We start from the raw sequence: 21,484 nt of genomic DNA, 5'->3' as shown, positions 1-21,484 counted from the left end.
CCGCACCCGCACGGGTACGCACCGGCGAGGAGACCGACGACGAGCGGGAGGGGCACAGCTGTGATCGAAGAACCGGCGTACACCGGTTTCGGTTTCACCGACGAGGAGTGGGGGCTGCTCGTCGGTCTTCCGCAGTCGGTGCTCACCGCGGCGAGCGCCGCCGAGTCCGACGGCACCAAGGCCACCATGGCCGAGAGCGCCGCCGGCCTGGAGAGCATCTCCGCCGGCCGGGAGTCCGCCAGCCCGCTGGTGGCGGCGGTGGCCGGTGAGCTGGTGACCCGGGTCGGCGACCCGGAGGCCGGCGAGGAGTTGCCCGCCATCGCGCCCGCTGACCCCCGCGCCTACGCCGAGGACGTGCTGGCCCGGGCGAAGGAGGCCATGGCGTTGTTGGCGGCCAAGGTCGACGAGGGCGAGGCCGGCGCGTACCGGCACTGGCTGGTGGAGATCGCCGAGCAGGTCGTCGGCGCGGCCAGCAGCGGCGGAGTGCTCGGCCTGGGCGGCAGCGTGGTCAGCGCGTCGGAGCGACGCTTCCGCGACCGGCTGGCGCAGGTCCTCAACGACTGATCCATTGCGGATGGCGGCGCCGGACGGCGCCGCCATCCGCATGTCCGGGATCATCCACCGGCGGACCTGCGGGCCACCGCCGACCGCGACGGCGGTCAGGCGACGCGACGGCGGAACAGCACCGCGGAGAGCAGCACCCCGACGGCCAGGATGCCGAGGGACCAGGCCGCCGCGCGGGCCGGTGCCGATCCGACCGGCGTGTTGAGCAGTAGCCCGCGCAGGGACTCGATGACCGGCGTGACCGGCTGGTGCGCCGCGAAGCCGCGCAGCCAACCGGGCATCGTCTCCACCGGCACGAACGCGCTGCTCGGGTAGGGCAGGAACATCACCATGAAGGTGTAGCCGTTGGCCGCCTCCGGAGTACGGGCCAGCAGGCCGAACGCCGCCGACACCCAGGACACCGCCAGCACGAACAGCACCAGCAGCCCGGCGGCGGCCAGCCAGCGCAGCGGCTCGACGGCCGGCCGGAATCCGATGGCGACGGCCACTGCCAGCACCAGCGTGGTGGAGACCAGGTTGCGGGCCACGCTCGCCACCACGTGGCCGGCGAGGATCGACGTGGCGCCGACGTCCATCGTGCGCAGCCGCTCGATCATTCCCTCGGTCAGGTCGGTGGTCACGCTCACCGCGGTGCCCGCCGCGCCGAAACCGGCGCACAGCAGCAGTACGCCGGGCACGACGTAGGTCACGTAGGCCGAACCGGTCTCGATCGCCCCGCCGAAGAGGTAGACGAAGAGCAGCATCAGCAGCACCGGCAGCACCAGCGAGGTGAGCAGTGCGTCGATGTTGCGCCGGGAGAGCCGGACGCAGCGGCCGATCATCACCGCGGTCTGCGTACCCCGGATAGCCAGCTCAGACATTCGCCACCTCCTGCGGTGCGACCGTCACCGGTTGGCCGGTGAGGGTCAGGAAGACGTCGTCCAGGGTCGCCTCCCGGACATTGAACCGGACCACCCCGTGCCGGTCCGGGTCGATCTCGTCGAGCAGTCGGCGCACGTCCGGCGCGCTGCCGTCGGTGGTCACCGCCAGTGCCAGCCGGGCCGGGTCGCGGTGGGTGACCCGGTCGCCGAGCCGCTGCGTCGCCTGCCCGAATCCCGCCGCGTCGCGCCAGACCAGTTCCAGCCGCTGGGCGCCGAAGCGCTGCTTGAGTTCGGTGGCCGTGCCCTCGGCGGCGAGCCGGCCCTGGTGCAGCACCGTGATCCGGTCGGCGAGCCGGTCCGCCTCCTCCAGGTACTGCGTGGTCAGCAGCACGGTGACCCCGGCCTGGGCCAGTTCGCCGATCACCTCCCACAGGCCCTGCCGGCTGCGCGGGTCCAGGCCGGTGGTCGGCTCGTCCAGAAAGATCACCGATGGTGTGCCGACCAGGCTGGCCGCCAGGTCGAGCCGGCGTCGCATGCCGCCGGAGTAGGTCCGCACCCGCCGGCCGGCGGCCTCGACCAGGTCGAAGCGTTCCAGCAGGGCGGCGGCACGCCGGCGGGCGGCTGGCCCGGAGAGACCGGTCAGCCGGGCCAGCATGGTCAGGTTCTCCACTCCGGTCTGCCCGTCGTCGAGTGCCGCGTGCTGGCCGGCGAGGCTGATCGCCCGGCGGACCTGCCGCTGTCGGCGCAGCACGTCGTGACCGGCGACCCGGGCGGTCCCCGAATCCGGCCGGGTCAGGGTGGCCAGGATCCGCACCGTGGTGGTCTTGCCGGCCCCGTTGGGCCCGAGCAGCGCGTGCACGCCACCGGCGGCCACCCGCATGGTCAGCCGATCCAGCACCACGAGGTGGCCGTAGGTCTTGCGCAGGTCTTCCAGTTCCACTGCCGGCGGTCCATGCGTCATGATCACTCCCATCAACTGCGTATGGCATACGCTTTACTGCGTAGACCATACGCAGAAGCTAGGATGACGGTCAAGGTCGTTGGCAGGGAGGTGGAGTGGACGACGTCGAACTGCCCGAGAACATCGCGCTCGCGTGGGGGCTGCGCGACCGATCGAGTCGCGGCCCGAAGCGCAGCCTCAGCCTGGAGCAGGTGGTCGCCACCGGGATCCAGGTCGCCCAGGCCGAGGGGCTGCCGGCGGTGTCGATGAGCCGGGTCGCCAGCGAGCTGGGCGTGTCGACCATGTCGCTGTACCGGTACGTGCCGACCAAACACGACCTGCTCGATCTCATGGTCGACACCGCATTCGGCCCGCCGCCACCACCCCGCGCCCCCGACGAGGGCTGGCGACCGGCCCTGGCTCGCTGGGGTGAGGGCAACCTCGTCGCGTTGCGCCGACAGCCCTGGATGCGACACGTGGCAATCAGCGGTCCGCCGATCAACCCGAACCAGGTCCGCTGGTTCGAGTACGGGCTCCTCGCCCTACGCGGAACCGGGCTGCGTGCCACCGAGCGGATCTCCACCATCATGCTGGTCAGCGGGTACGCACGCAGCTGGGCCATGATCAGTCTGGATCTCGCCGAGGCTGCCGCCCGGTCCGGGCAGACCCCCGACGAGGTCGGCCTGCGCTACTGGCGCAACCTCGCCGTGCTCACCGCGCCCGGCCCGTACCCGGCCATCCACGAACTGCTGGCCGAGACGTTCGACGACGAGGAGCACCCCGACGAGGAGTGGCGCTTCGGCCTCGAACGGATGCTCGACGGCGTCGAGATGCTGATCCGCAGCCGCGCCTCGGGCCCGGCCCGAGGCTGATCCGCACCCGCGCCTCGGGCTCGCCCCGAGGCTGATCCACCCTCAGGCCCCCTCCAGCAGCGTCAACACCGCCCGCTCGGCCTGGTCGCGGGACGCGTGCCCTTCCACCGACACCAGCACACCGTCGTGGAACAGGTCGACCACCCGCGGGTCCACGTACGACGTACGGGCCACCGTCGGGGTGTTGCCCAGCAGTTCCGCGACCTCCCGCATCACCCCCGCGACCGCCCGTCGCCGAGCCGTCACCGAACTTGGTGAACCGAGTGCGGCCAGTTCGGTCGCCGCCCGTACCGTCGCGTGCCAGGTCCGGAAGTCCTTCGCGGTCATCTCCCCACCGCTGGCCTCGCGCAGGTAGTCGTTGACCTCGTCGGCGCGCACATCACGCCAGTCCCGCCCATCCCAGTAACCGAACAGCCGCTGGGCCGCGCGGCGGCGCCGACGCAGGTTGGTCAGCACCTGGCACAGCTCGGGGTCGGAGACCAGCCGCACCTGCTCGATGCCGCCCTTGGCGGGGAACTCGAAGACCACACAGCCCTGCCGCAACCGGGCGTGCTCGGGACGCAGGGTGGCCACTCCGAAGGTCGGATCGTCCCCGACGGCGTACTGGTCGCCGCCGACCCGGAAGGTGCCCATGTCCAGCAGGCGGGTCACCGTCGCCAGCACCCGCTCCCGGCGCAGCCCTCGCCCGGCCAGGTCGTGACCGACCCGCGCCCGCAGCACCGGCAGCCGGCGGGCCACCTCCAACACGTGGTCGAACTTCGCCTGATCCTGACGCTGCCGCCAGACCGGGTGGTAGAGGTACTGCTTACGGCCGGCGGCGTCGATCCCGGTGGCCTGGATGTGCCCGTTGGGGTGCGGCGAGATCCAGACCTCACGCCAGGCCGGCGGGATGACCAGCGCCCGCAACCGGGCCAGCTCGTCGGGATCGCGCACCACAGCGCCGTCCGGCCCCAGGTACGACCAACCCTGGCCGCGCCGGCGACGTCCGTACCCCGGCCGGCCCGGATCGCTACGCCGCAACCGCACGGTCCGCACGCACCGCCCGTTCCACCTCGTCGACGGCCACCAGTACCTGGTCGAGACCGAGCGCGGCCATCGTGGGGTGACTACCTACCCCGTCCCAGTCCGGCCATGCCCCTGGGCCGGCCCAGAGCACCCGGTGCCGCCGCCGCTCCAGCGGCGGCCCCCATCGAGTGGGCGGGACCGGGCCGAAGAGCACCACCGAGGCGGTGCGGTAGCCGGTGGCCAGGTGGGCCACCCCGGTATCCCCGCTGACCACCAGGCGGGCGTCCGCGACCAGCGCCGCCAACCCGGCAATGTCGGTACGCCCGGCGAACACCGCGTCGGGCGGCAGGCCCGCCTCGGCCGCGACCCGTACGACGGTCTCACGCTCCCGCCCGCTGCCGGTCAACACGACCCGGTGCCCCTGCACGGTCAGGATGCGGGCCAACGCCGCGTACCGCTCGGGTGGCCATCGCTTGGCCGGCACCTTCGACCCGGGATGCAGCACCGTCACGCCGGTGGGCAGATTCGAGGGTGCCGGCCGGCGCAGGTCCAGGTCCGTCGGGTCGGCCGCGATGCCGTAGGCGGACAGCAGACGACACCAACGTGCCACCTCGTGCTCGTCGTCGTCCCATGCCGGCCCGTCGAGATGCCTGGCGTCGGGGCTGGCGAAGGCGAGCAACCGGCCGGGACCGACGCCGGCCAGCAGCCGATGCGAGTCCGGTCCCCGGCCGTGCAGGTTCACCGCGACCTCGACCACCGCCTGAGGCCGCTCCAGCCGGTGCAGTCCGGCGGTCGGCAACAGCCGGTCGACCCCACCGACCAGCTCGACCAGCGGACCGAGCCAGGCCGGCGCGGCCAGCGCCAGCTCCCGATCGGGATACGCCGCCCGCAACGCCCGCAACGCCGGCACCGCCGTGGCGAGGTCACCGACGCCCAGGGCACGCAGGGCCACAATCACGGGTACGAGGTCTCCCGCTCGGCGCAGACGACCAGCTCGCGGACCGCGCAGCCGGCGGGCTGGGACAGCGCGAACATGATCGCGGCGGCGGTGTCGGCCGGCTCGTTGAGGATCGCGTCCGGCCCCGGGCGGTACTGCGCATCCCGGTCGTCGAAGAAGGCGGTACGCATCCCGCCCGGCACCAGCAGGGTCACCCCCACCGCCCCGGCCAGCTCGGCGGCGAGTGCCCGGGTGAACCCGACCACGCCGAACTTCGCCGCGCAGTACGCCGTCGCGTCGCTGACCGCCTTCACCCCGAGGGTGGAGGCCACCGTGACGATGTGGCCCCGGGACGCCTCCAGGAACGGCAACGCCGCCCGGATCACCGCGGCGGTGGCCAGCAGGTCCACGGCGACGATCCGATCCCACGTCTCGCCGGGCACGTCGGCCAGCCGGCCGGGCACGTCGATGCCCGCCGCCGTGACCACCGCGTCGAGTCCACCGGTGCGCTCGACGAGCCGACGGGTGGCCTCCTCCGCACCCCGGGTGTCGGCGAGGTCGCACTCGATCCACGGCACACCGTCGGCCGGTGCCTGCCGGTCGAGCACCAGCGGTCGGCCGCCGGATCGGGCCACCGCCGCGACCACCGCCGCGCCCAGGCCGCTGGATCCGCCGGTGACCAGCACCGTCCGGCCGGTTCCCGGCGCGCTCATGCCAGTGCTCCGGTGGCCCGGGTCGCGGCGATCAGTCCGGTGGTCGAGCGGCCGTCCAGATAGGGCACCACCACGCTGTGACCGCCCCAGCGGCGCAGGATCTCCGCCTCGGGCAGCGCCTCACCGTCGGCACCACCGGTCGCGTAGTCCCCGCCCTTGACCCAGATGTCCGGTCGCAGCCAGGACAGCGCCGCCGCCGGGGTCGACTCCTCGAAGATCACGACCGCGTCGACGCAGCTCAACGCGGCCAGCAGCCGACTGCGGTCGGTCTGCCCGATGACCGGCCGCTCCGGCCCCTTCAGCCCACTGACGCTGGCGTCGGAGTTCAGGCACACCACCAGGCAGTCACCGAGCTGCCGGGCGGCCTGGAGAGTGGCCAGATGACCGGCGTGCAGCAGGTCGAAACAGCCGCCGGTGGCGACGACCGTGCCACCGGCGGCCCGGACCCGGGTCACCACGGCGGCGGCCGCGGCCACCCCGACCCGGTCCCCGGCAGCGGCCGCGTGCACCGGCTGCGGGGCCCGCCGTACCGGCGGTGGCAGCGCCGTGGCCACGCCCCCGTCCGCCACGTACGCCGACGCCTCGGTCACCGCCTCGCGCACCGCCTCGGAGACGAGTGCCCCACCGGCCAGGGCGAGGCTGGCGGTGGCGGCGAACCGGTCCCCGGCGCCGCAGGTGTCCCCCTCGGCGGCGACCGGTGCGGGCACCATCAACGGGGTCGAGCCGGCATGACTGAGCAGGGCACCGTCGGCGCCCAGCGTCACCGCGACCGCGCCCGCCCGCCACCGCTGCCGCAGCCGCTCGGCACCCTCGGCGGCGGTGGCCAGCCGGGTCGCCCCGGCCGGCGCCTCCACCAGTTCCCGCACCTCCGCCTCGTTCGGCGTCGCCAGGTGCACCCCGGGCACCGCCGCCGGTCCGCGCGGGTGCGGATCCCAGACCACCGGCGCCCGGGTCGCCGCCAGGGCCGCCCGCAACGCCGGCTGGCGTGCCACCCCCCGGCCGTAGTCGCTGACCAGCACCACCGAAGCCCGGTCGATCGCCCGCAGCACGGCCTCCGCCGGCTCGCCCGGCTCAGCGGCGCCACCACCCCGGTCGTGTCGCAGCAGCACCCGTCCACCCGCCCGCAGTCGGATCTTCTCCGGCGTGGCCCCGGTCAGCCGCAACGGATACACCTGCACACCGGCGGCGGCCAGCAGCACACCGAGGCGGGCCGCACCGGCGTCGTCGGCCAGCGCGGTGACCAGGACCACCTCGGCGCCCTGCGCTGCGGCGAAGACGGCGGCCAGCCCGGCGCCGCCCGGCCGGTCGACGTGTGCGATCTCGTCGAGCACCGGCACCGGTGAATCCGGACAGAGCCGGTTGACCACGCCCTCGACGTCGCGGTCGAGCAGGGTGTCGCCGAGCACCACCACGGGTCCTGTCACGCTCGTCTCCTCACGCCTCGACCGGCCGTCCGGCGCCGCCGTCCAGCACCACTTCGACACCCGCCCGCACCGGGCCCACCGCCGGCGCACCCGAGGCCGCCGGCACCTCCGGCTCGACGTAGCGCGGTGTCGTGCTCCCCGCACAGGCCGGCATCGCCTGTTCCACGTACTCGCAGAGCAGATGGCTGGAAACCAGGTGCAGCTCCTGCACGACCTGACTGTCCGGCGACTCCACGGCGAGCACCTCGTGGCAGGCGTCGGCGAGGGGATTCGGGACCGGGCCGGTCAACGCCCAGCACCGCAGCCCGGCCTCCCGCCCCGCCCGGGCTGCGGCGAGCAGGTTGCCGCTGCCGCCGCTGGTGGACAACAGCAGCAGTACGTCGTCGGGCCGGCCGTGGGCGCGGACCTGGCGGGCGAAGACCTCGTCGTAGCCGTAGTCGTTGCCGATCGCGGTCAGCGCCGAGGTCTCGGCGTGCAGGGCGATCGCGGACAGCGGCTGACGGTCGTCGCGCAACTTGCCGACCAACTCGGCGGTCAGGTGCTGCGCCTCGGCGGCGCTGCCACCGTTGCCGGCCACCAGTAGCCGACCACCGTCGATGAGCCGTTGGGCCAACGTCGCACCCCACCTGGCAAGCAGCGGCTCGCACCGCTGGTACGGCGGCAGCGCCGCGGCCAGGTTCGCCAGGTGCCGTTCGAGCAGGGTGGCCGCCGGCATCAGGCCACCACCCGGGTCGGCCGACGTACGGCGGCCACCTCGGCATAGACCTCGGCGAGCCGCTCGGCGGTGACGGTCCACGAGTAGTGCTGCCGGGCCCGGGCCCGGGCTGCGCCCGCGTACGCGAACCGGCGGATCCGGTCGTCGAGCAGTCGCCGCAGCGCCTCGCCGAGCGCCCGGGGATCCCGGGCCGGCACCAGATCCCCGGTGACCCCGTCGACCACGGTGTCCCGCAGGCCGCCGACGGCGGTGGCCACCACGGGCACCCCGCACGCCATCGCCTCCAGCGGAGTCAGGCCGAACGGCTCGTACCAGGGTGCGGCGACGAGGATGTCCGCCGACCGGTACCAGCGGCCCATCTCCTCCCGGGGCACCGCGCCCACCAGCCGGACCCGGTCGGCCACCTCGCAGCTGCCGGCCAGGGCCCGCAGCCGCCGGGCGTACGGGTCGGCCTCCAGCAACCCGGCCGGCGGCCCGCCCACCACCACGCACTCCGCGTCGGGTACGTGTGCCATGGCCCGTACCACGGTCTGGAACCCCTTGCGCTCCACCAGTCGTCCGACGGTGAGGATCCGGGCACGGCCCGGTTCCCGCTCGGCGGCCGGCCCCAGCGGGGCGAACGTGCCCAGGTTCACCCCGGACGGGATGACGGTCATCGCCGAGCGGGGCACCCCCATCCGGACCAACTCACCGACCTCGTCCCGGCACTGCGCGATGACCCGGTCGACGCAGCGGCCGAGCTGGAGTTCGTAGCCGATGCGGCGGGCCGGGCTGGTGTCCTGCACACCCTGGTAGCGACGCTTGACCGTGCCGAGCGCGTGGTAGGTCTGCACCACCGGTATCCCGGTCTGCTGGCCGGCCTGGAGTGCGGCCAGTCCACTCATCCAGAAGTGCGCGTGGATCACCTCGGGCGTCCAGTCGCCACCGCGCCAGCGGTCCACCAGCCACGCACCGAACGGTCGCATGTGGGGCAGCAGCGCGTCCTTGGCCACCGGTTCGGCCGGCCCGGCCGGCACGTGCACCACGTCGTAGCCGTCCGGACTGCGTACGGTCACCGGCAGGTCGACCGCGTCGCGCCGGGTGTAGACCCGTACGTCGTGTCCGGCGGCGGCGAGCGCGGCGGACAGCTCCGCGACGTGCGTGTTCTGGCCGCCGGCGTCCTCACCGCCCAGGATGGCGAGCGGGCTGGCGTGCTCCGAGATCATCGCTATCCGCATACTTCCTCCTCCAGCAGCCGGTCCCAGTCGGCGAGGAATCGGTCGAGGCCGTAGCGCTCCCGGGCGGCGGTACGGGCCGCGCGGCCCGCCCGGCGGGCCTGCTGCGGCTGCGCGACGAAGCGGCCGGCCGCCGCCAGCAGGGTGTCGACCCGGGTGGAGAGCGCACCGGCGTCCGGTGGCACCGCCATCGCCGCCTCGGTGGTGGCCAATGCGACCACCGGCATGCCGATGCTCATCGCCTCGATCAGGCTCAGCCCGAGCGAGGTCCACCGGCACAGGTGCAGGTACGCCCGGCGCCGCGCCAACTCGGCGTGCATCCGGTGCTGCGGCACGTCGTCGTGGCTGGTCAGCCGGTCGGCGGGCAGCCCGAGATGGTCGGCCAGCCCGGCCACCTTCATGCCGAAGACGTCCAGCGGGGCGATCTCGGCGAACCGGGGCAGCAGATCGGTGCCGGTGACCCGCCACCGGCGTACCGGCTCGTTGATCACCACGGCCAGCCGGTCCAGTTCACCGGTGTACTCCACCGCCGGCGGCACGATGCCGTGGTCGACGACCGTGGTCCGGGTCGCCCCGGTGTCCCAGAAAAGCTCGTTGAACGCGGTCACGTGCGCGATCAGCAGGTCGTCCCGGTCGGCCATGGGGTGGCGGCTGTGCGGGACGTCGCCGTCCTTGGGGGTGTTGTGCTCCACGTAGATCGCCGGCACGTCCCGGCCGGGGCGGCGGCCCAGCCACTCGGCCGCCAGGTCCAGTTCCTCGGGGCGTTGCAGGATGACCACGTCCACCTCGGCGCCGCGCAACTGTTCCGGGCTCACCTCGGTCGCGCTGTCCGGCCAGGTGTAGGTGCGGGCGCGGCCCAGGCCGTACGGCCCCCGGTCCGGAGTGGCCGGGACCAGGTAGCGATGTTTGCCGTGCACGAAGGAGGTGGTCCAGGAGCCGTGCACGTGCCAGAGCAGGATGTTCACCGGCCGCTCCCGCCGCTCGGCACGGCCAGCAACCGCAGGGCGGTGAGGACCGCATCGGGTTCGACCCGGCTGAGGCAGGGGTGCCCGGGTACCGGGCAGCGCGCGGCCCGGGTGTCACGGCAGGCGGCCGTGGCGTCGCCGAGGCGTACCGTCGGCACCCGCCAGGGTCCCCACTGACCGAACGGGACGGTGGGGGCGAAGAGGCTGACCACCGGCACCTCGTGGGCGGCGGCCAGGTGCGCCGGGCCGGTGTTGCCCACCACGACCGCGCCGGCCGCCGCGACCACCGCGGACAGCTCGACCAGCCCGGTCCGGCCGCCGAGGTCCACGGCGTGTGCACCGGCGACCCGGGCGGTGAGGTCGCGTTCCTGCGGACCGCCGGTGACCACCACCCGGTGACCGGCGTCGACCAGTTCCCGGGCGATCCGTTCGGCCAGCTCCGGCGGGCATCCTCGGGCCTGTGCCGCCGATCCGGGGTGCAGCACCACGTACCCCGGCTCGCCGGCCTCGGGTGGGGGCGGCGGCGCCGGCCGCAACCGCAGTCTCGGCTCGTCGCCGGGCGGTAGTGGGTAGCCCGCCGCAGCGGCGAGCGACAGGGCGCGCTCGGCCTCCGGGACGCCGGCCGGTACCCGGTGCCGCACGTCGAGCAGCGAACCGGGGTAGTCGTCGCTGATCGCGGCGATCCGCGCGACGCCGGCCATCCGCAGCAGCAGCGCCAACGGCAGCGGTGACTGGTGGAAGGAGGTGAAGATGACCGCCTCGTCGGCGTCCACGGCGGCGAGCCGGGCCACCAGCGCGGTCATCTCCGTCGGGTCGACGGGATCGGGTGCGGGGTCGATCCACGGCAGCCGGTGCTCCACCACCTCGTCGACGCCGGGCAGCAGGTCGGCGGCGGCCCGGCCGCGCGGACCGCAGAGCAGCACCACCCGGTCCGCCCCGGCGGCGACCGCCCGGATCCCCGGCCCGGTCACCAGCAGGTCGCCCGCCGAGTCCGAGCGCACCACCAGCACGGTCCGGCCCCTGGCGGCGCGGCCGGCGGTGCTCGTCGATTGCAGCGCCTCCTGGCGCCGCAGGATCTCCGCGACCGCCGACGGCAGGTCGTCGGCCACCCAGGGCGCCCCGGCGATCTCCTCGGGCCGGGTGACCGGCGTCGGTACCAGGATGCCCGCCGCACCGGCGGCCAGCGCCGCCGTGACGTCGCGTCCGATGTCACCGATCAGGGCGCAGCGGGCCGGCACGGTGCTCAGCGCCTCGGCGGCGGCGTACACCAGGCCCGGCGCCGGCTTGCGGCAGGCGCAGCCGTCGCCGTCGTCGTGCGGGCACACCTGCCAGCTGTCGAACGGCCCCAGCAGCTCCTCGATCCGGCGGTGCACCCGATCCAGTTGCGCCTCGGTGAACAGGCCCCGGGCCAGTCCGGACTGGTTGGTCACCACGGCGACTTTCAGGCCGGCGGAGCGCAGCCGGTCCAGCGCCGCGCGGGCGCCGGGCATGGCCCGCACCTTGTCCGGATCACCGTTGTACGGCACGTCCTCGATCAGGGTGCCGTCGCGGTCCAGCAGCACCGCGTCGAACAGCACGGTCGGGCAACCGGCCCGTTCCACGCCGGCCAGCACCTCGGCTGACCTGCGCTTATCCGGATCCCCACGGTCCCCTCGCACGGGCGGCGGGTTCCCGGCGCCCCGAGGAGTAAACGTCGACTGCGACGCGGCGGACGGTGCCGCGCGTCGGCGGCCTCGCGGGCGCCGCCAGCGGTGGCCTTACCCGTCGCCCCGGAGAAGCTAACCCGGCCGTGCCGTTAGCCGGCGTGGCCTCGTGGGTACGGACAACCAGTGGCGATCGTGCAGAGGGTGATCGAGGCCCCGGTCCGGCAGGTCTGGGCGGTCCTCGCGGACGGGTGGACCTACAGCGACTGGGTGGTCGGCACCGCCCACATGCGAAACGTGGACGACGCCTGGCCCGCGGTCGGCACCCGGCTGCACCACCGCGCCGGACCCTGGCCGTTCTCCCTGGAGGACTCCTCCCTCGTGCTGGAGTGCGAGCCGGAACGCAAGCTCGTGCTGCGGGTGAAGCTCTGGCCCGCCGGTGAGGCGGTCGTGGTGTTCACCCTCGAACCGGTCGGCCCGGACGCGACCCGGGTGCTGCTCGGCGAGGACTTCGCCGCCGGCCCGCTGCGCTGGGTACGCACCAAACTCAACGACCTGGTGCTGCACCTGCGCAACAAGGAGACCCTCAACCGGCTCTCGGACATCGCGCGCCGGCAGAAGAGCCCGGACTGACCGGCCCTTCCGTGCCTCGACCGATCCCGTGCGGCAGAGCGGGCCACACCGGGCGGGGGAGCCATTTCACCCCGGAAGGGGCAAGTGGCTACTCTCTGAAGGACCCTGTTCGCAGACCGAGGATGTCCCCCATGATCGAACCCGTCCAGTTACCCTCGCCGTGGCGGGACGCGCGCCTGACTGTCGTGGTGCCGACCTACAACGAGGCCGGCAACCTGCCGACGCTGGTCGAGCGACTCCTCGCTCTGCCGCTACCCGGCCTGAAGGTGCTGGTCGCCGACGACAACTCGCCGGACGGCACCGGTGAGGTCGCCGACAAGCTGGCCATCGAGCACCCCGAACGGATCGAGGTGGTGCACCGGCCGGGCAAGGAGGGCCTCGGGCGGGCCTACGTGGACGGGATCAGCCGTGCCCTCGACGGTGGCGCGGAGTACGTGGCCCAGATGGACGCCGACCTGTCGCACCCGCCGGAGGCGCTGCCCGGCATGCTCGGTGCCCTGCTGTCCACCCAGGCCGGCGTGGTGATCGGGTCGCGGTACGTCCCCGGTGGCGAGTTGGACGAGAACTGGCCGCTGTACCGCCGGGCTCTCAGCGGCTGGGCCAACCTCTATGTGCACACCCTGCTGCGGGTGCGGATCCGGGACCTGACCGCCGGCTTCAAGATCTGGCGGGCCGACGCGCTGCGCGACATCGGGCTGGAACGGGTCCAGTCCAACGGCTACAGCTTCCAGGTGGAGATGCACTACCTGGCCACGAAGCTGGGGCACACCATCCTCGAGGTGCCGATCCGGTTCGAGGAGCGGCGTGACGGGGCCTCGAAGATGACCACCGCCACCAAGATCGAGAGCGCGCTGATGCCGTTCAAGCTGCGTACCCGGCATCGCCACATCGAGCGCTGAGCCCGGTCAGCGGTAGATCGCGCGATGCGCGGTGCGTACCGCCCGGCGGTAGAGCTCTCCGCGTAGGACGCCGTCGCGGGCCAGTGCGGCCCGGGCGGCGTTCGCGCCGGGCGCGCCGTGCACCCCGCCTCCGGGGTGGGCCGACGAACTGGCCAGGAACAGCCGGTCGACGGGGGTGTCCGCACGGCCCAGCCCGGGGACCGGACGCAGGAACAGTTGCTGGTACGGCGCGGCGGTGCCGCCCCCCAGGGCCCCGCCGACCAGGCTCGGGTTGGCCTGCTCCAACTCGGCCGGCCCGGCCACGTGCCGACCGACGACCAGTTCCCGGAAGCCGGGGGCGGCGGCCTCCAGCACCGCCTCCATCCGCTCGACGTGCGTCATGAGTTCGTCGGCCCGCCAGTCGCGGCGAAACGGCAGATGGGTGTACGACCAGAGGGACTCGGTGCCCGGCGGGGAGTGGCTCGGATCGGCCACCGACATCTGCCCGAGCAGCAGGAAGGGGTCGCGCGGCAGTTCGCCGCGGGCCAGTGCGGCGGCGTACCCGGTCAGCCCGTCGAGGTCCGCGCCGAGGTGCACGGTGCCGGCGGTGGACAGCCGCTGGTCGCGCCACGGCACCGGGCCGGACAACGCCCAGTCGACCTTCAGCGTCGAGCCGTCCCAGCGGAAGTGCTCCAGATCCGCCACCAGTCGGGGCGGCAGCGCCGCAGCGCCGACCAGATCCAGGTAGAGCGCGGGCGCGGGCACGTCGGCCAGCACTGCCCGGCGGGCCCGCCAGAGCCTTCCGCCGACGGTGCGTACGCCCACCGCCCGGCCCCGGGCGGTCAGCACCCGGTCCGCCCGGGCGCCGTAGAGGATCCGGCCACCCCGCTCGGTCAGCCGGGCCACCAGCGCGTCGGTGATCTTCTGTGCCCCACCGACCGGCACCGGCCAGCCGACCTGCTGCCCGAGCATCGCCAGCAGCCAGCCGTACACGCCGGAGCCGGCCTCCTCGGGGGACAGGTCGGTGTGCAGGGCGCAGCCGGCCAGCAGCGCGGTGCCGCCCACGCCGGAGAACAGTTCCGCGCCGAGCCGGCGTACCGGCAGCACCATCCGCCGAGCCAGCCGCAGCGAGCCGCTGACGTGCAGTCGACGCAGCAGGTCCAGCCCACCTCGTACCGGCGGGAACGGCGTGGTGATCACGTCGATCATCGGTTCGGCGACCTGCTGCCACTGGTCGTACGCGGTCAGCCACCGTTGCCCGTCACCGGGTGCGAACTCTTCCAGAGAAGCTGCGGTGACCGCCGGATCGCGGTTGAGCAGTGCCGCCCGCCCGTCGGGGAACAGGTGCGCCAGCACGTCCGGGGCGTGCCGCCAGACCAGCCCGTGACGCTGCAACTCCAGGGCGCGCAGCACCGGCGAGACGTAGCCGAGCGGGTAGAAGGAGCTGTAGAGGTCGCTCAGGTAGCCCGGCGCGGTGACCTGGGCCGAGCGCACCGCCCCGCCGGGCACCTGGGTCGCTTCCAGCACCAGCACGTCCCAGCCGGCGTCGGTGAGGAGGTTGGCGGCGACCAGCCCGTTGTGTCCTGCTCCGATGACGACGGCGTCCGCCTGCTCGGAACCGGTGGAACCCGGCGAAATCATCCAGGAACGCTACCCCGCAGACAACTGGGCGAAACGTTTGCCGGCCCCGGCCCGGGGCATCCACCGCCCATGTACACGGTTGCGCAGTTGATCGGTGGGGTGTGGGGGGGGGGCGGGGACGACGGCGAACTGGTGGTGTGCGACCCGGCCGACGGCAGCCGGGTGACCACCGCACCGATGGCGACGGCCGACGAGGTCGGCAAAGCCGTGGCGGCGGCCCGTGGGGTGGCGGCGGAATGGGCGGCGACGGCACCGGCGGAGCGGGCGGCGGCCCTGCACCGCGCCGCCGACGCGGTGGCCGAGGCCGCCGACGAACTCGCCCAGGCGACCACCGCCGAGATGGGCAAGCCCCTCGGTGACGCCCGCGCCGGGGTCGATGCCGGCATCGCCACCCTGCGCCAGTACGCCGAACTGGCCCCCGCGCGAGGTGGCCGTACCCTGCACGGCGATACCGCCGCCATCGACTTCATGGCCCCCGAGCCGCGCGGCGTGGTCGCCGTCATCACTCCGTGGAACGATCCGGTGGCCGTGGCCTGCGGGCTGCTCGGCGCGGCACTGGTCACCGGCAACGTGGTGCTGCACAAGCCGAGCGAACGTACTCCGGCCACGGGTTGGCTGTTGGCTCGGGCGTTCGACGCCGCGCTGCCGGCCGGGGTGCTGTCGCTGCTCACCGGTGGGCCCGCCACGGGCGCGGCGCTGGCCGCCGCCGAGGTGGATGTGGTGGCGCACGTCGGCTCCACCGCCACCGGCCGGGCCATCGCGGCGGCCGCCGCTGCCGGGGGCGCCAAGGTGCTGTTGGAGAACGGCGGCAGTGACCCGATGATCGTCGACGCCGACGTCGACCCGATCTGGGCCGCCGCCCAGGCGGCACAGGGCGCGTTCGCCAACGCGGGGCAGATCTGTGTCGCGGTGGAACGGATCTACGCACACCGGGACGTCGCCGAGGACTTCGTCGACGCGCTGGTCGAGCGGGCCGCGGCGCTGCGTGTCGGGCCGGGGCGGGACCCGGCCACCGAACTCGGTCCGCTGGTCGACCGGCGCCACCGTGACCAGGTGCACGGGCAGGTCACCGCGGCGGCGGCCGACGGTGCCCGGATCCGCGCCGGCGGCACCCTGCCGGAAGGTCCCGGTGCCTTCTATCCCGCCACCGTGGTCGACAACTGCCGGCACGACCTGACCCTGGTCCGTGAGGAGACCTTCGGGCCGGTCGCACCGGTGGTGGTGGTCGACTCGTTCAGCGAGGCGCTGCGGTGTGCCGCCGACTCGCCGTACGGGCTGGCCGCCACGGTACTGACCGGATCGATGAGCCACGCCCAGCGGGCCTGGCGGGAGTTGCCGGTGGGCACCGTGAAGGTGAACGCGGTCTTCGGCGGCGCCCCGGCCGGTGCCGCCCATCCGCGTCGGGGCAGCGGCGAGGGGTTCGGCTACGGACCGGAACTGCTCGACGAGTTCACCGCCACCAAGGCGGTGCACATCGAGGCGCCCGGCGGCGGGCACTGGTGAGCGGCGGTCCCGGTCGCAGGCCGTACGCCTGACTTCGACCGGGACCCCTCGATGCGGCTCGGTCCGGGGCCTGCACGACCTCAGTCGCCGCGGGCCTTGCGGGTCTGCCGGTCGTTGGCCTTCTCGATGGCCTTGACCAGTTCCGGCTTGGTCATGCTCGACCGGCCCCGCACGTCCAGCTTCCGGGCCACCTCCATGAGGTGTTCCTTGGGAGCGTTCGCGTCCACGCCACCGGCGGTGGGTGCCCGGCGCTCCGGGCCGCCGCCTGCGGCCTGCTGATCACTGGGGCCCGTGCGCCCCTTGGGTTCCCAGTGGTCGCCCACCTTCTCGAACCGGTGCTTCACGGCGGCGAAGGCGGTACGGTGCGCCCGCTCCCCCTCGCCGTAGGTCTCCACCGCGGAATCGTGCGTCTTCTCCCAGGTGCGCTGGGCCTTCTCCGGGGAGCGCCGCAGCGTGCTGGGCAGTACCTCGCGCCCGGGCATCTCGTCCTCCTGTCGTCGGCGAACGTTCCTGGTGGCGTTCCCGCAGGTGCCGCCGGCTAACCGGCGGCCGGTTTGCCGACACTCGCCGCCGGGTACCGGCCGGGCCACCCGAACGGGTCGGCTACTGCGAGGGAGCGGTGATGACGACGACCAACCCGGACATCCCGCCGGCCGAAGTCCCCACCTCGCCGCTGCCCCGCCGGATCCGCCAGTTGCACTGGTCGACCTGGCGCGGCGTGCTGATCCGCAGCGGCCGTAACTACCTGCGGGACAACTGCACGGACTGGGCTGCCGCGCTCACCTACTACGGGGTACTCGCGCTGTTTCCGTCCACCGTCGTGGTGGTCGCCCTGGTCGGTCTCGTTTCCGACGGCGAACGCACCGTCGACACCGTGCTGGATCTGGCCCGTGGCGTCGGTGCCGGCTCAGTGGTGGGCAACGAGGGCTTCGTCGGTGCGGTCCGGGCAGTGGTGGACCAGAACAGTTCGGCCGGGGTCCTGCTGAGCTTCGGCCTGTTCGGCGCCCTCTGGTCGGCCTCGAACTTCATCGCGTCGTTCACCCGCGCCTCGAACGCGATCTACGGTGTGACCGAGGGACGGCCGGTGTGGCGGTTGCGCCCGATGCAGCTCGGGCTCGCCGCGTTGTCGCTGGTCCTGCTCGCCACGGTCGCCGCCGGTCTGATCGTCAGCGGCCCGGTCGCGGACGCGGTCGGTGATCTGCTCGGCGCCGGCGGTGCGGCCCGCACGGCGTGGGCCGTGGCCAAGTGGCCGGCCCTGGCGATGATCGCCATGCTGCTGCTGTCCCTGCTGTTCTGGGCCGCGCCGAACGTACGCCAGCCCCGGTTCCGCTGGCTCACCCCCGGCGGCGCGGTGGCCTTGCTCGCCTGGATGCTGTCGTCCTTCGGCTTCGGCCTGTACGTGGCGAACTTCGGCTCGTACGACGCCACCTACGGCAGTCTCGGCGCGGTCATCGCGTTCCTGGTCTGGCTCTACCTGTCCAACTCGGCGCTGATGCTCGGGGTCCAGATCAACGCCGAGCTTCAGCGTGGCCGGGTGATCCAGTCCGGCGCCGGCGACCCCACGGAACCGGTACTGCCGCCACGATCACCGGCCGGTTCGTGACTGGTTGCCGGGTTTACCACCCGCCCCGCCGGGTAGCGCAGAAGACATGGATCGCGGCAGCAGCAAGCACGCACCGAGAGTCGACGAGCAGATGAGCCAGGAGGTCAGCGGCCTGGTACAGGGGCCGGGGACCGGTGGCTCGCGGGTCGACGAGTCCCGGGTGCCGGAGCCCGCAGGCGAGGACCAGCCGGAGGCGACCACTGCGCCGGCCGGTGACCTGCGCAGCGGCACCCCACAGGGAATGACCTCCGAGGACGTCGAGGCACGGAGTCGGCTCGGGCGGTTCATCACGATGACCGCCCTGCCCGGTGACCGGGACACGTTGCTCGCCAACGCGCGGGAGAACGAGGCACCCGACGACGTGCTCGCCGCGTTGGAGCGCCTGCCGGACGGCATCCGGTACCAGACGGTGTCCGAGGTGTGGGCAGCGCTGGGGCACAAGAACGAGACGACGCGCTGGTGAGGCGGGCCGCCCCGGTCCGCCACCCCCGCCGGCGCAGGGAGGAATGCTGATGAGTGGCGTTACCGAACATGTCGACGTGGCCGTCCCGGTGCGGACGGCGTACGACCAGTGGACTCAGTTCGAGGAGTTCCCCCACTTCATGGAGGGCGTGGAGTCCGTACACCAGATCTCCGACACGATGACCCACTGGACCGTCGAGATCGCCGGGGTCAAGCGGGAGTTCGACGCCGAGATCACCGAGCAGTTGCCTGACGAGCGGGTGGCCTGGCGCTCGACCGGCGGCACCCAGCACGCCGGTGTGGTGACCTTCCACCGACTCGACGAGCAGAGCAGCCGGGTCAGCCTGCAACTGGAGTTCGACCCGCACGGTGTCATCGAGCAGGCCGGTGACAAGCTCGGCGTGGTCGACCGGCGGGCCAAGGGTGACCTGCAACGATTCAAGCAGTTCATCGAGCGGCGCGGCCAGGAGACCGGCGCCTGGCGCGGCAAGGTCGACCGGCCGCAGCCCTGAGCATGATCTCGTCGACGGCCGCCGGTGTCACCACCGGCGGCTGTCGCCGTGCGCAGCACACCGGCGGTCGCCGTGCAGGCTGGGCACCGTTTTGTTGCGTGCGGCGGACGTCGGCGCGGGTGGCGGGTGGGTGGCTCCCGTTTGCGGCGACCGGGCGGGGGTACCGCTGAAGGCATGACGGACGACAGGACGTGGCGCAAAGAGGAGCGGCTCTCGCTGGAGGAGTTGGACCGGGCCGTGGCCCGCAACACGCTCGACGGGCAGGCCGAGGACGTGACCGCCAACGACGCCGGTGAGGAGGCCGCCTTCGGGCACGGCCCAGAGCCAGCCGATCGCGGCCGGGCCGTGCCCGGCAGCAACCTGGAGCCGACGGACCCGGAGCGGGGTTACCGCCCGTCGACCACCGGCCGGACCGGACCCGACAACATGTGATGCCCGCTCCGCCGGGGCGGAGACTCCGGCCGGACGGTCGGAAATTCGGACAGCTCGGCCAGAATCGGCCGTTCGGCTGACGGCAATGCCGTCGATGCGCGCAAGACTTTCGGAATGCATCAGGGCTCCGGCTTCCTCACCACGCGTCAGCGCCGCCTGGCATGGCTCGGCTTCCTCCTCGCCGCCGTGCAGGCACCCGTCTCCGCCCGGTTGGTCGCAGACAGCTCCTGGCTGTTCAGCCTCTGCGTCGCGCTGATGGTGGCCACTGTGATCATCGCCGACGACGCCGCCCGCCGGCGTCCCGCTGACGCCCGCTCGTCCGACTGAATCGCCCCCCGAAGGCCCGGCCACCCGGGTCGTCGGGGGCTGTGTGATCGGTCACCCTGGCCGACGGCCCGGGGTGTCGCCGCTGGTCCGCTTCGTCCCTTCCTGGGGCCGGACGCACCGTCTGCGGCGGCGTCCCGTGCCCGGTCCGCACCGACTTGGAACGCCCGGACAACCGGCGGCGACCAGTGGTGGATGCGCCGGCCAGCCGAGTGGACGAGGACGCGGCCGGTCCAGGTTGGTTAGATTCGTTCCCCATGCGCGTGCCCCCGGACCAGGTTCCCGCCTCCACTGCTGTCGACGCGACGCGAACCACCCTCGTGGGGCTCGCCAACGCCGTCGGGCTCGACGGGTTGGCCGCCGCCAGCCAGCTGCCCGGGCTGCTCGCGGTCGTCGACCAGCACGCCGCCGCGGTACGCGCCAGCCTGCACGGTGACCAGCGCCCGCTGACCGCCGCCGCCCTCGCCGGCTACGCCGAGGGCGTACGCGCCGCAGCCGGCGAACACGGCTGGCAGCCGCCAACGGACCCGGTCGACTGGTCGGAGGCCGACTGGGTGCTGGTGCGCCTGCTCGCCGTCTGCGCGTTGACCGCCGCCCTCGACACCCCGGCCCCGCAGCCGCCGCCGCTGTGACGGCAACGGGTGCCCGCCGTCGACGGACACCCGTTGCGGTTCGCTGCCGTCCTCAGGTCCGAAACTGCTGGGTCTGCTCGCTCGCGGAGCCGGACTGGTGGGTCGCCCGGCCACCGGCCATCGCCTGACTCCGCTCGGCACCGGCCCGGTCGGCCATCTGCCGCTGGGTGTCACCGCGACCGGCAGCAGCGCCCTGCCGCTGTTCACGAACGGCCCGCGACTCATCGGCGATCCGGCGCAGCCAGTCCTCCCAGCGGTTCTGCATCGGCCGGACGAGACCGCCACCGACGCCGATGATCAGGATGCCGGCCACCGTGGCGAGTACCGCGACGAGCACCGGCGTGGTCACGGTGGTGGCGATGCCCACCTGGTTCAGCGCCGCGATCACACCCAGGGCGATCACGAAGAAGGCTGTCAGGTCGGCCAGCACCTTGCCGTACGACAGGCCGCCCAGGAACCCGCTGACGATGTCCCGTACGGCGTTCGCGATCGCGAAGGCGATCACCACGATGACGATCGCGACGAACGCGCGCGGCAGCCAGGCCACCACACCCGAGATCAGGTTGCTGATCGCGTTGGGCCCCCAGACGCCGAACGCGAACTGCAATGTGAACAGCAGAACGGCGTAGTACGCCAACTTCGCCAGGATGTCACTGGCGTCGTACTTCGTTCGCTCCAGTGCCCGCTTGATGCCACCCCGTTCGACCGCCCGGTCGAACCCCACCCGTTCCAGGGCCGCATCGACGATCTTGAGCACGGCTCTGGCGATGAGCCATCCGACCACCAGGATCGCGATGAACGCGATGGCCCTCGGTACGAACAGCAGCACCGACCTCCACATGTCGGCCACGGCGTTGCCGATGTCGACCTGCCTGGCCGCGAAGGTTTCCGGCATGATGTCCCTCCTGTCGCATGGTCTGCCCCGCGCGCTTACCCCTTCCCTCGGGCAGCACGCCGCGTCGATCGCCTCCTTTTTCTCGACAGATCGCCACACACCTGCCCTGACCTGGAC

24 protein-coding genes are annotated in these 21,484 nt (G+C 73.3%); 11 read left to right on the top strand and 13 right to left on the bottom strand.

What is annotated here, in order from left to right; all coding sequences use genetic code 11:
• Positions 1-60: 60 nt before the first annotated feature.
• Positions 61-564 carry a hypothetical protein gene (locus AB0M35_RS13255; RefSeq protein WP_363744861.1) on the top strand — a complete coding sequence of 168 codons (504 nt, stop codon included), beginning with the start codon at positions 61-63 and terminating at the stop codon, positions 562-564.
• Positions 565-659: 95 nt separating this feature from the next.
• Here the strand turns inward: AB0M35_RS13255 and AB0M35_RS13250 are convergent, their stop codons facing one another.
• Complete coding sequence (locus AB0M35_RS13250) at positions 660-1,424, bottom strand: ABC transporter permease (RefSeq protein ID WP_363744859.1); 765 nt, start codon at positions 1,422-1,424, stop codon at positions 660-662.
• On the bottom strand, positions 1,417-2,385 hold the full coding sequence (locus AB0M35_RS13245; protein WP_363744857.1) for an ATP-binding cassette domain-containing protein: 969 nt from the start codon (positions 2,383-2,385) through the stop codon (positions 1,417-1,419). The genes AB0M35_RS13250 and AB0M35_RS13245 overlap by 8 nt, the downstream gene beginning before the upstream one ends.
• Positions 2,386-2,480: 95 nt before the next feature.
• Between AB0M35_RS13245 and AB0M35_RS13240 the strand changes: the two genes are divergently transcribed.
• Positions 2,481-3,236: a TetR/AcrR family transcriptional regulator gene (locus AB0M35_RS13240; RefSeq protein WP_363744855.1), complete on the top strand. Its 756-nt coding sequence runs from the start codon at positions 2,481-2,483 to the stop codon at positions 3,234-3,236.
• 42 nt (positions 3,237-3,278) lie between these two features.
• On the opposite strand, the gene AB0M35_RS13235 is transcribed toward AB0M35_RS13240, so the two are convergent.
• From AB0M35_RS13235 to AB0M35_RS13200, 8 genes are read right to left on the bottom strand one after another with little or no spacing between them, the layout of a single operon-like run.
• On the bottom strand, positions 3,279-4,262 hold the full coding sequence (locus AB0M35_RS13235) for a DNA topoisomerase IB (RefSeq protein WP_363745219.1): 984 nt from the start codon (positions 4,260-4,262) through the stop codon (positions 3,279-3,281).
• Positions 4,246-5,199 (bottom strand): glycosyltransferase family 9 protein, encoded by a 954-nt coding sequence (locus AB0M35_RS13230; protein ID WP_363744853.1) that lies wholly within the window; start codon positions 5,197-5,199, stop codon positions 4,246-4,248. Before AB0M35_RS13230 ends, AB0M35_RS13235 begins: the two co-directional genes overlap by 17 nt.
• On the bottom strand, positions 5,196-5,891 hold the full coding sequence (locus AB0M35_RS13225) for an SDR family oxidoreductase (RefSeq protein WP_363744851.1): 696 nt from the start codon (positions 5,889-5,891) through the stop codon (positions 5,196-5,198). The genes AB0M35_RS13230 and AB0M35_RS13225 overlap by 4 nt, the downstream gene beginning before the upstream one ends.
• Positions 5,888-7,315 carry a PfkB family carbohydrate kinase gene (locus AB0M35_RS13220; RefSeq protein WP_363744849.1) on the bottom strand — a complete coding sequence of 476 codons (1,428 nt, stop codon included), beginning with the start codon at positions 7,313-7,315 and terminating at the stop codon, positions 5,888-5,890. The genes AB0M35_RS13225 and AB0M35_RS13220 overlap by 4 nt, the downstream gene beginning before the upstream one ends.
• Positions 7,316-7,325: 10 nt before the next feature.
• The gene (locus AB0M35_RS13215) at positions 7,326-8,033 is read right to left on the bottom strand and encodes an SIS domain-containing protein (protein ID WP_363745217.1); all 708 of its coding nucleotides are present in this window, start codon (positions 8,031-8,033) and stop codon (positions 7,326-7,328) included.
• A complete protein-coding gene (locus AB0M35_RS13210) occupies positions 8,030-9,247 on the bottom strand; it encodes a glycosyltransferase (RefSeq protein ID WP_363744847.1) in 1,218 nt (405 codons plus the stop codon). Before AB0M35_RS13210 ends, AB0M35_RS13215 begins: the two co-directional genes overlap by 4 nt.
• Entirely contained in the window at positions 9,238-10,209 is a 972-nt protein-coding gene (locus AB0M35_RS13205) for a glycosyltransferase (protein WP_363744845.1), read from the bottom strand. The genes AB0M35_RS13210 and AB0M35_RS13205 overlap by 10 nt, the downstream gene beginning before the upstream one ends.
• Positions 10,206-11,810: an HAD-IIIA family hydrolase gene (locus tag AB0M35_RS13200; RefSeq protein WP_363744843.1), complete on the bottom strand. Its 1,605-nt coding sequence runs from the start codon at positions 11,808-11,810 to the stop codon at positions 10,206-10,208. The genes AB0M35_RS13205 and AB0M35_RS13200 overlap by 4 nt, the downstream gene beginning before the upstream one ends.
• A gap of 228 nt (positions 11,811-12,038) precedes the next feature.
• Between AB0M35_RS13200 and AB0M35_RS13195 the strand changes: the two genes are divergently transcribed.
• Together AB0M35_RS13195 and AB0M35_RS13190 are read left to right on the top strand one after the other, a co-directional pair.
• Positions 12,039-12,485: an SRPBCC family protein gene (locus AB0M35_RS13195; RefSeq protein ID WP_363744841.1), complete on the top strand. Its 447-nt coding sequence runs from the start codon at positions 12,039-12,041 to the stop codon at positions 12,483-12,485.
• A 131-nt stretch (positions 12,486-12,616) separates the two neighbouring features.
• Entirely contained in the window at positions 12,617-13,384 is a 768-nt protein-coding gene (locus tag AB0M35_RS13190; protein WP_363744839.1) for a polyprenol monophosphomannose synthase, read from the top strand.
• A 6-nt stretch (positions 13,385-13,390) separates the two neighbouring features.
• Here the strand turns inward: AB0M35_RS13190 and AB0M35_RS13185 are convergent, their stop codons facing one another.
• On the bottom strand, positions 13,391-15,004 hold the full coding sequence (locus AB0M35_RS13185) for an NAD(P)/FAD-dependent oxidoreductase (RefSeq protein WP_363744837.1): 1,614 nt from the start codon (positions 15,002-15,004) through the stop codon (positions 13,391-13,393).
• A 69-nt stretch (positions 15,005-15,073) separates the two neighbouring features.
• Between AB0M35_RS13185 and AB0M35_RS13180 the strand changes: the two genes are divergently transcribed.
• Positions 15,074-16,507 carry an aldehyde dehydrogenase family protein gene (locus AB0M35_RS13180; RefSeq protein WP_363744835.1) on the top strand — a complete coding sequence of 478 codons (1,434 nt, stop codon included), beginning with the start codon at positions 15,074-15,076 and terminating at the stop codon, positions 16,505-16,507.
• 80 nt (positions 16,508-16,587) lie between these two features.
• On the opposite strand, the gene AB0M35_RS13175 is transcribed toward AB0M35_RS13180, so the two are convergent.
• Positions 16,588-16,989, bottom strand: coding sequence for a ChaB family protein (locus tag AB0M35_RS13175; protein WP_363744833.1), 402 nt, complete (start codon positions 16,987-16,989; stop codon positions 16,588-16,590).
• Between the two features lie 140 nt (positions 16,990-17,129).
• On the opposite strand from AB0M35_RS13175, the gene AB0M35_RS13170 reads away from it, so the two are divergent.
• The 6 genes from AB0M35_RS13170 (at position 17,130) to AB0M35_RS13145 (ending at position 20,472) form a co-directional block, all read left to right on the top strand.
• A complete protein-coding gene (locus tag AB0M35_RS13170) occupies positions 17,130-18,110 on the top strand; it encodes a YihY/virulence factor BrkB family protein (protein WP_363744831.1) in 981 nt (326 codons plus the stop codon).
• A 46-nt stretch (positions 18,111-18,156) separates the two neighbouring features.
• The gene (locus AB0M35_RS13165) at positions 18,157-18,573 is read left to right on the top strand and encodes a DUF2795 domain-containing protein (protein WP_363744829.1); all 417 of its coding nucleotides are present in this window, start codon (positions 18,157-18,159) and stop codon (positions 18,571-18,573) included.
• A 49-nt stretch (positions 18,574-18,622) separates the two neighbouring features.
• The gene (locus AB0M35_RS13160) at positions 18,623-19,084 is read left to right on the top strand and encodes an SRPBCC family protein (protein ID WP_363744827.1); all 462 of its coding nucleotides are present in this window, start codon (positions 18,623-18,625) and stop codon (positions 19,082-19,084) included.
• A gap of 174 nt (positions 19,085-19,258) precedes the next feature.
• Positions 19,259-19,516, top strand: coding sequence for a hypothetical protein (locus AB0M35_RS13155; protein WP_363744825.1), 258 nt, complete (start codon positions 19,259-19,261; stop codon positions 19,514-19,516).
• Between the two features lie 114 nt (positions 19,517-19,630).
• A complete protein-coding gene (locus AB0M35_RS13150) occupies positions 19,631-19,843 on the top strand; it encodes a hypothetical protein (RefSeq protein WP_363744823.1) in 213 nt (70 codons plus the stop codon).
• A 254-nt stretch (positions 19,844-20,097) separates the two neighbouring features.
• The gene (locus AB0M35_RS13145) at positions 20,098-20,472 is read left to right on the top strand and encodes a DUF6401 family natural product biosynthesis protein (protein ID WP_363744821.1); all 375 of its coding nucleotides are present in this window, start codon (positions 20,098-20,100) and stop codon (positions 20,470-20,472) included.
• Positions 20,473-20,524: 52 nt separating this feature from the next.
• On the opposite strand, the gene AB0M35_RS13140 is transcribed toward AB0M35_RS13145, so the two are convergent.
• Positions 20,525-21,367, bottom strand: a complete 843-nt coding sequence (locus tag AB0M35_RS13140; protein WP_363744819.1) for a hypothetical protein — start codon at positions 21,365-21,367, stop codon at positions 20,525-20,527.
• Between the last annotated feature and the right edge of the window lie 117 nt (positions 21,368-21,484).

The sequence above is a fragment of the Micromonospora sp. NPDC051196 genome (assembly GCF_040682415.1).
Taxonomy (GTDB): domain Bacteria; phylum Actinomycetota; class Actinomycetes; order Mycobacteriales; family Micromonosporaceae; genus Micromonospora.
Note: the sequence above shows the minus strand (reverse complement) of the source record. Positions and strands in the feature narration are given on the sequence as shown.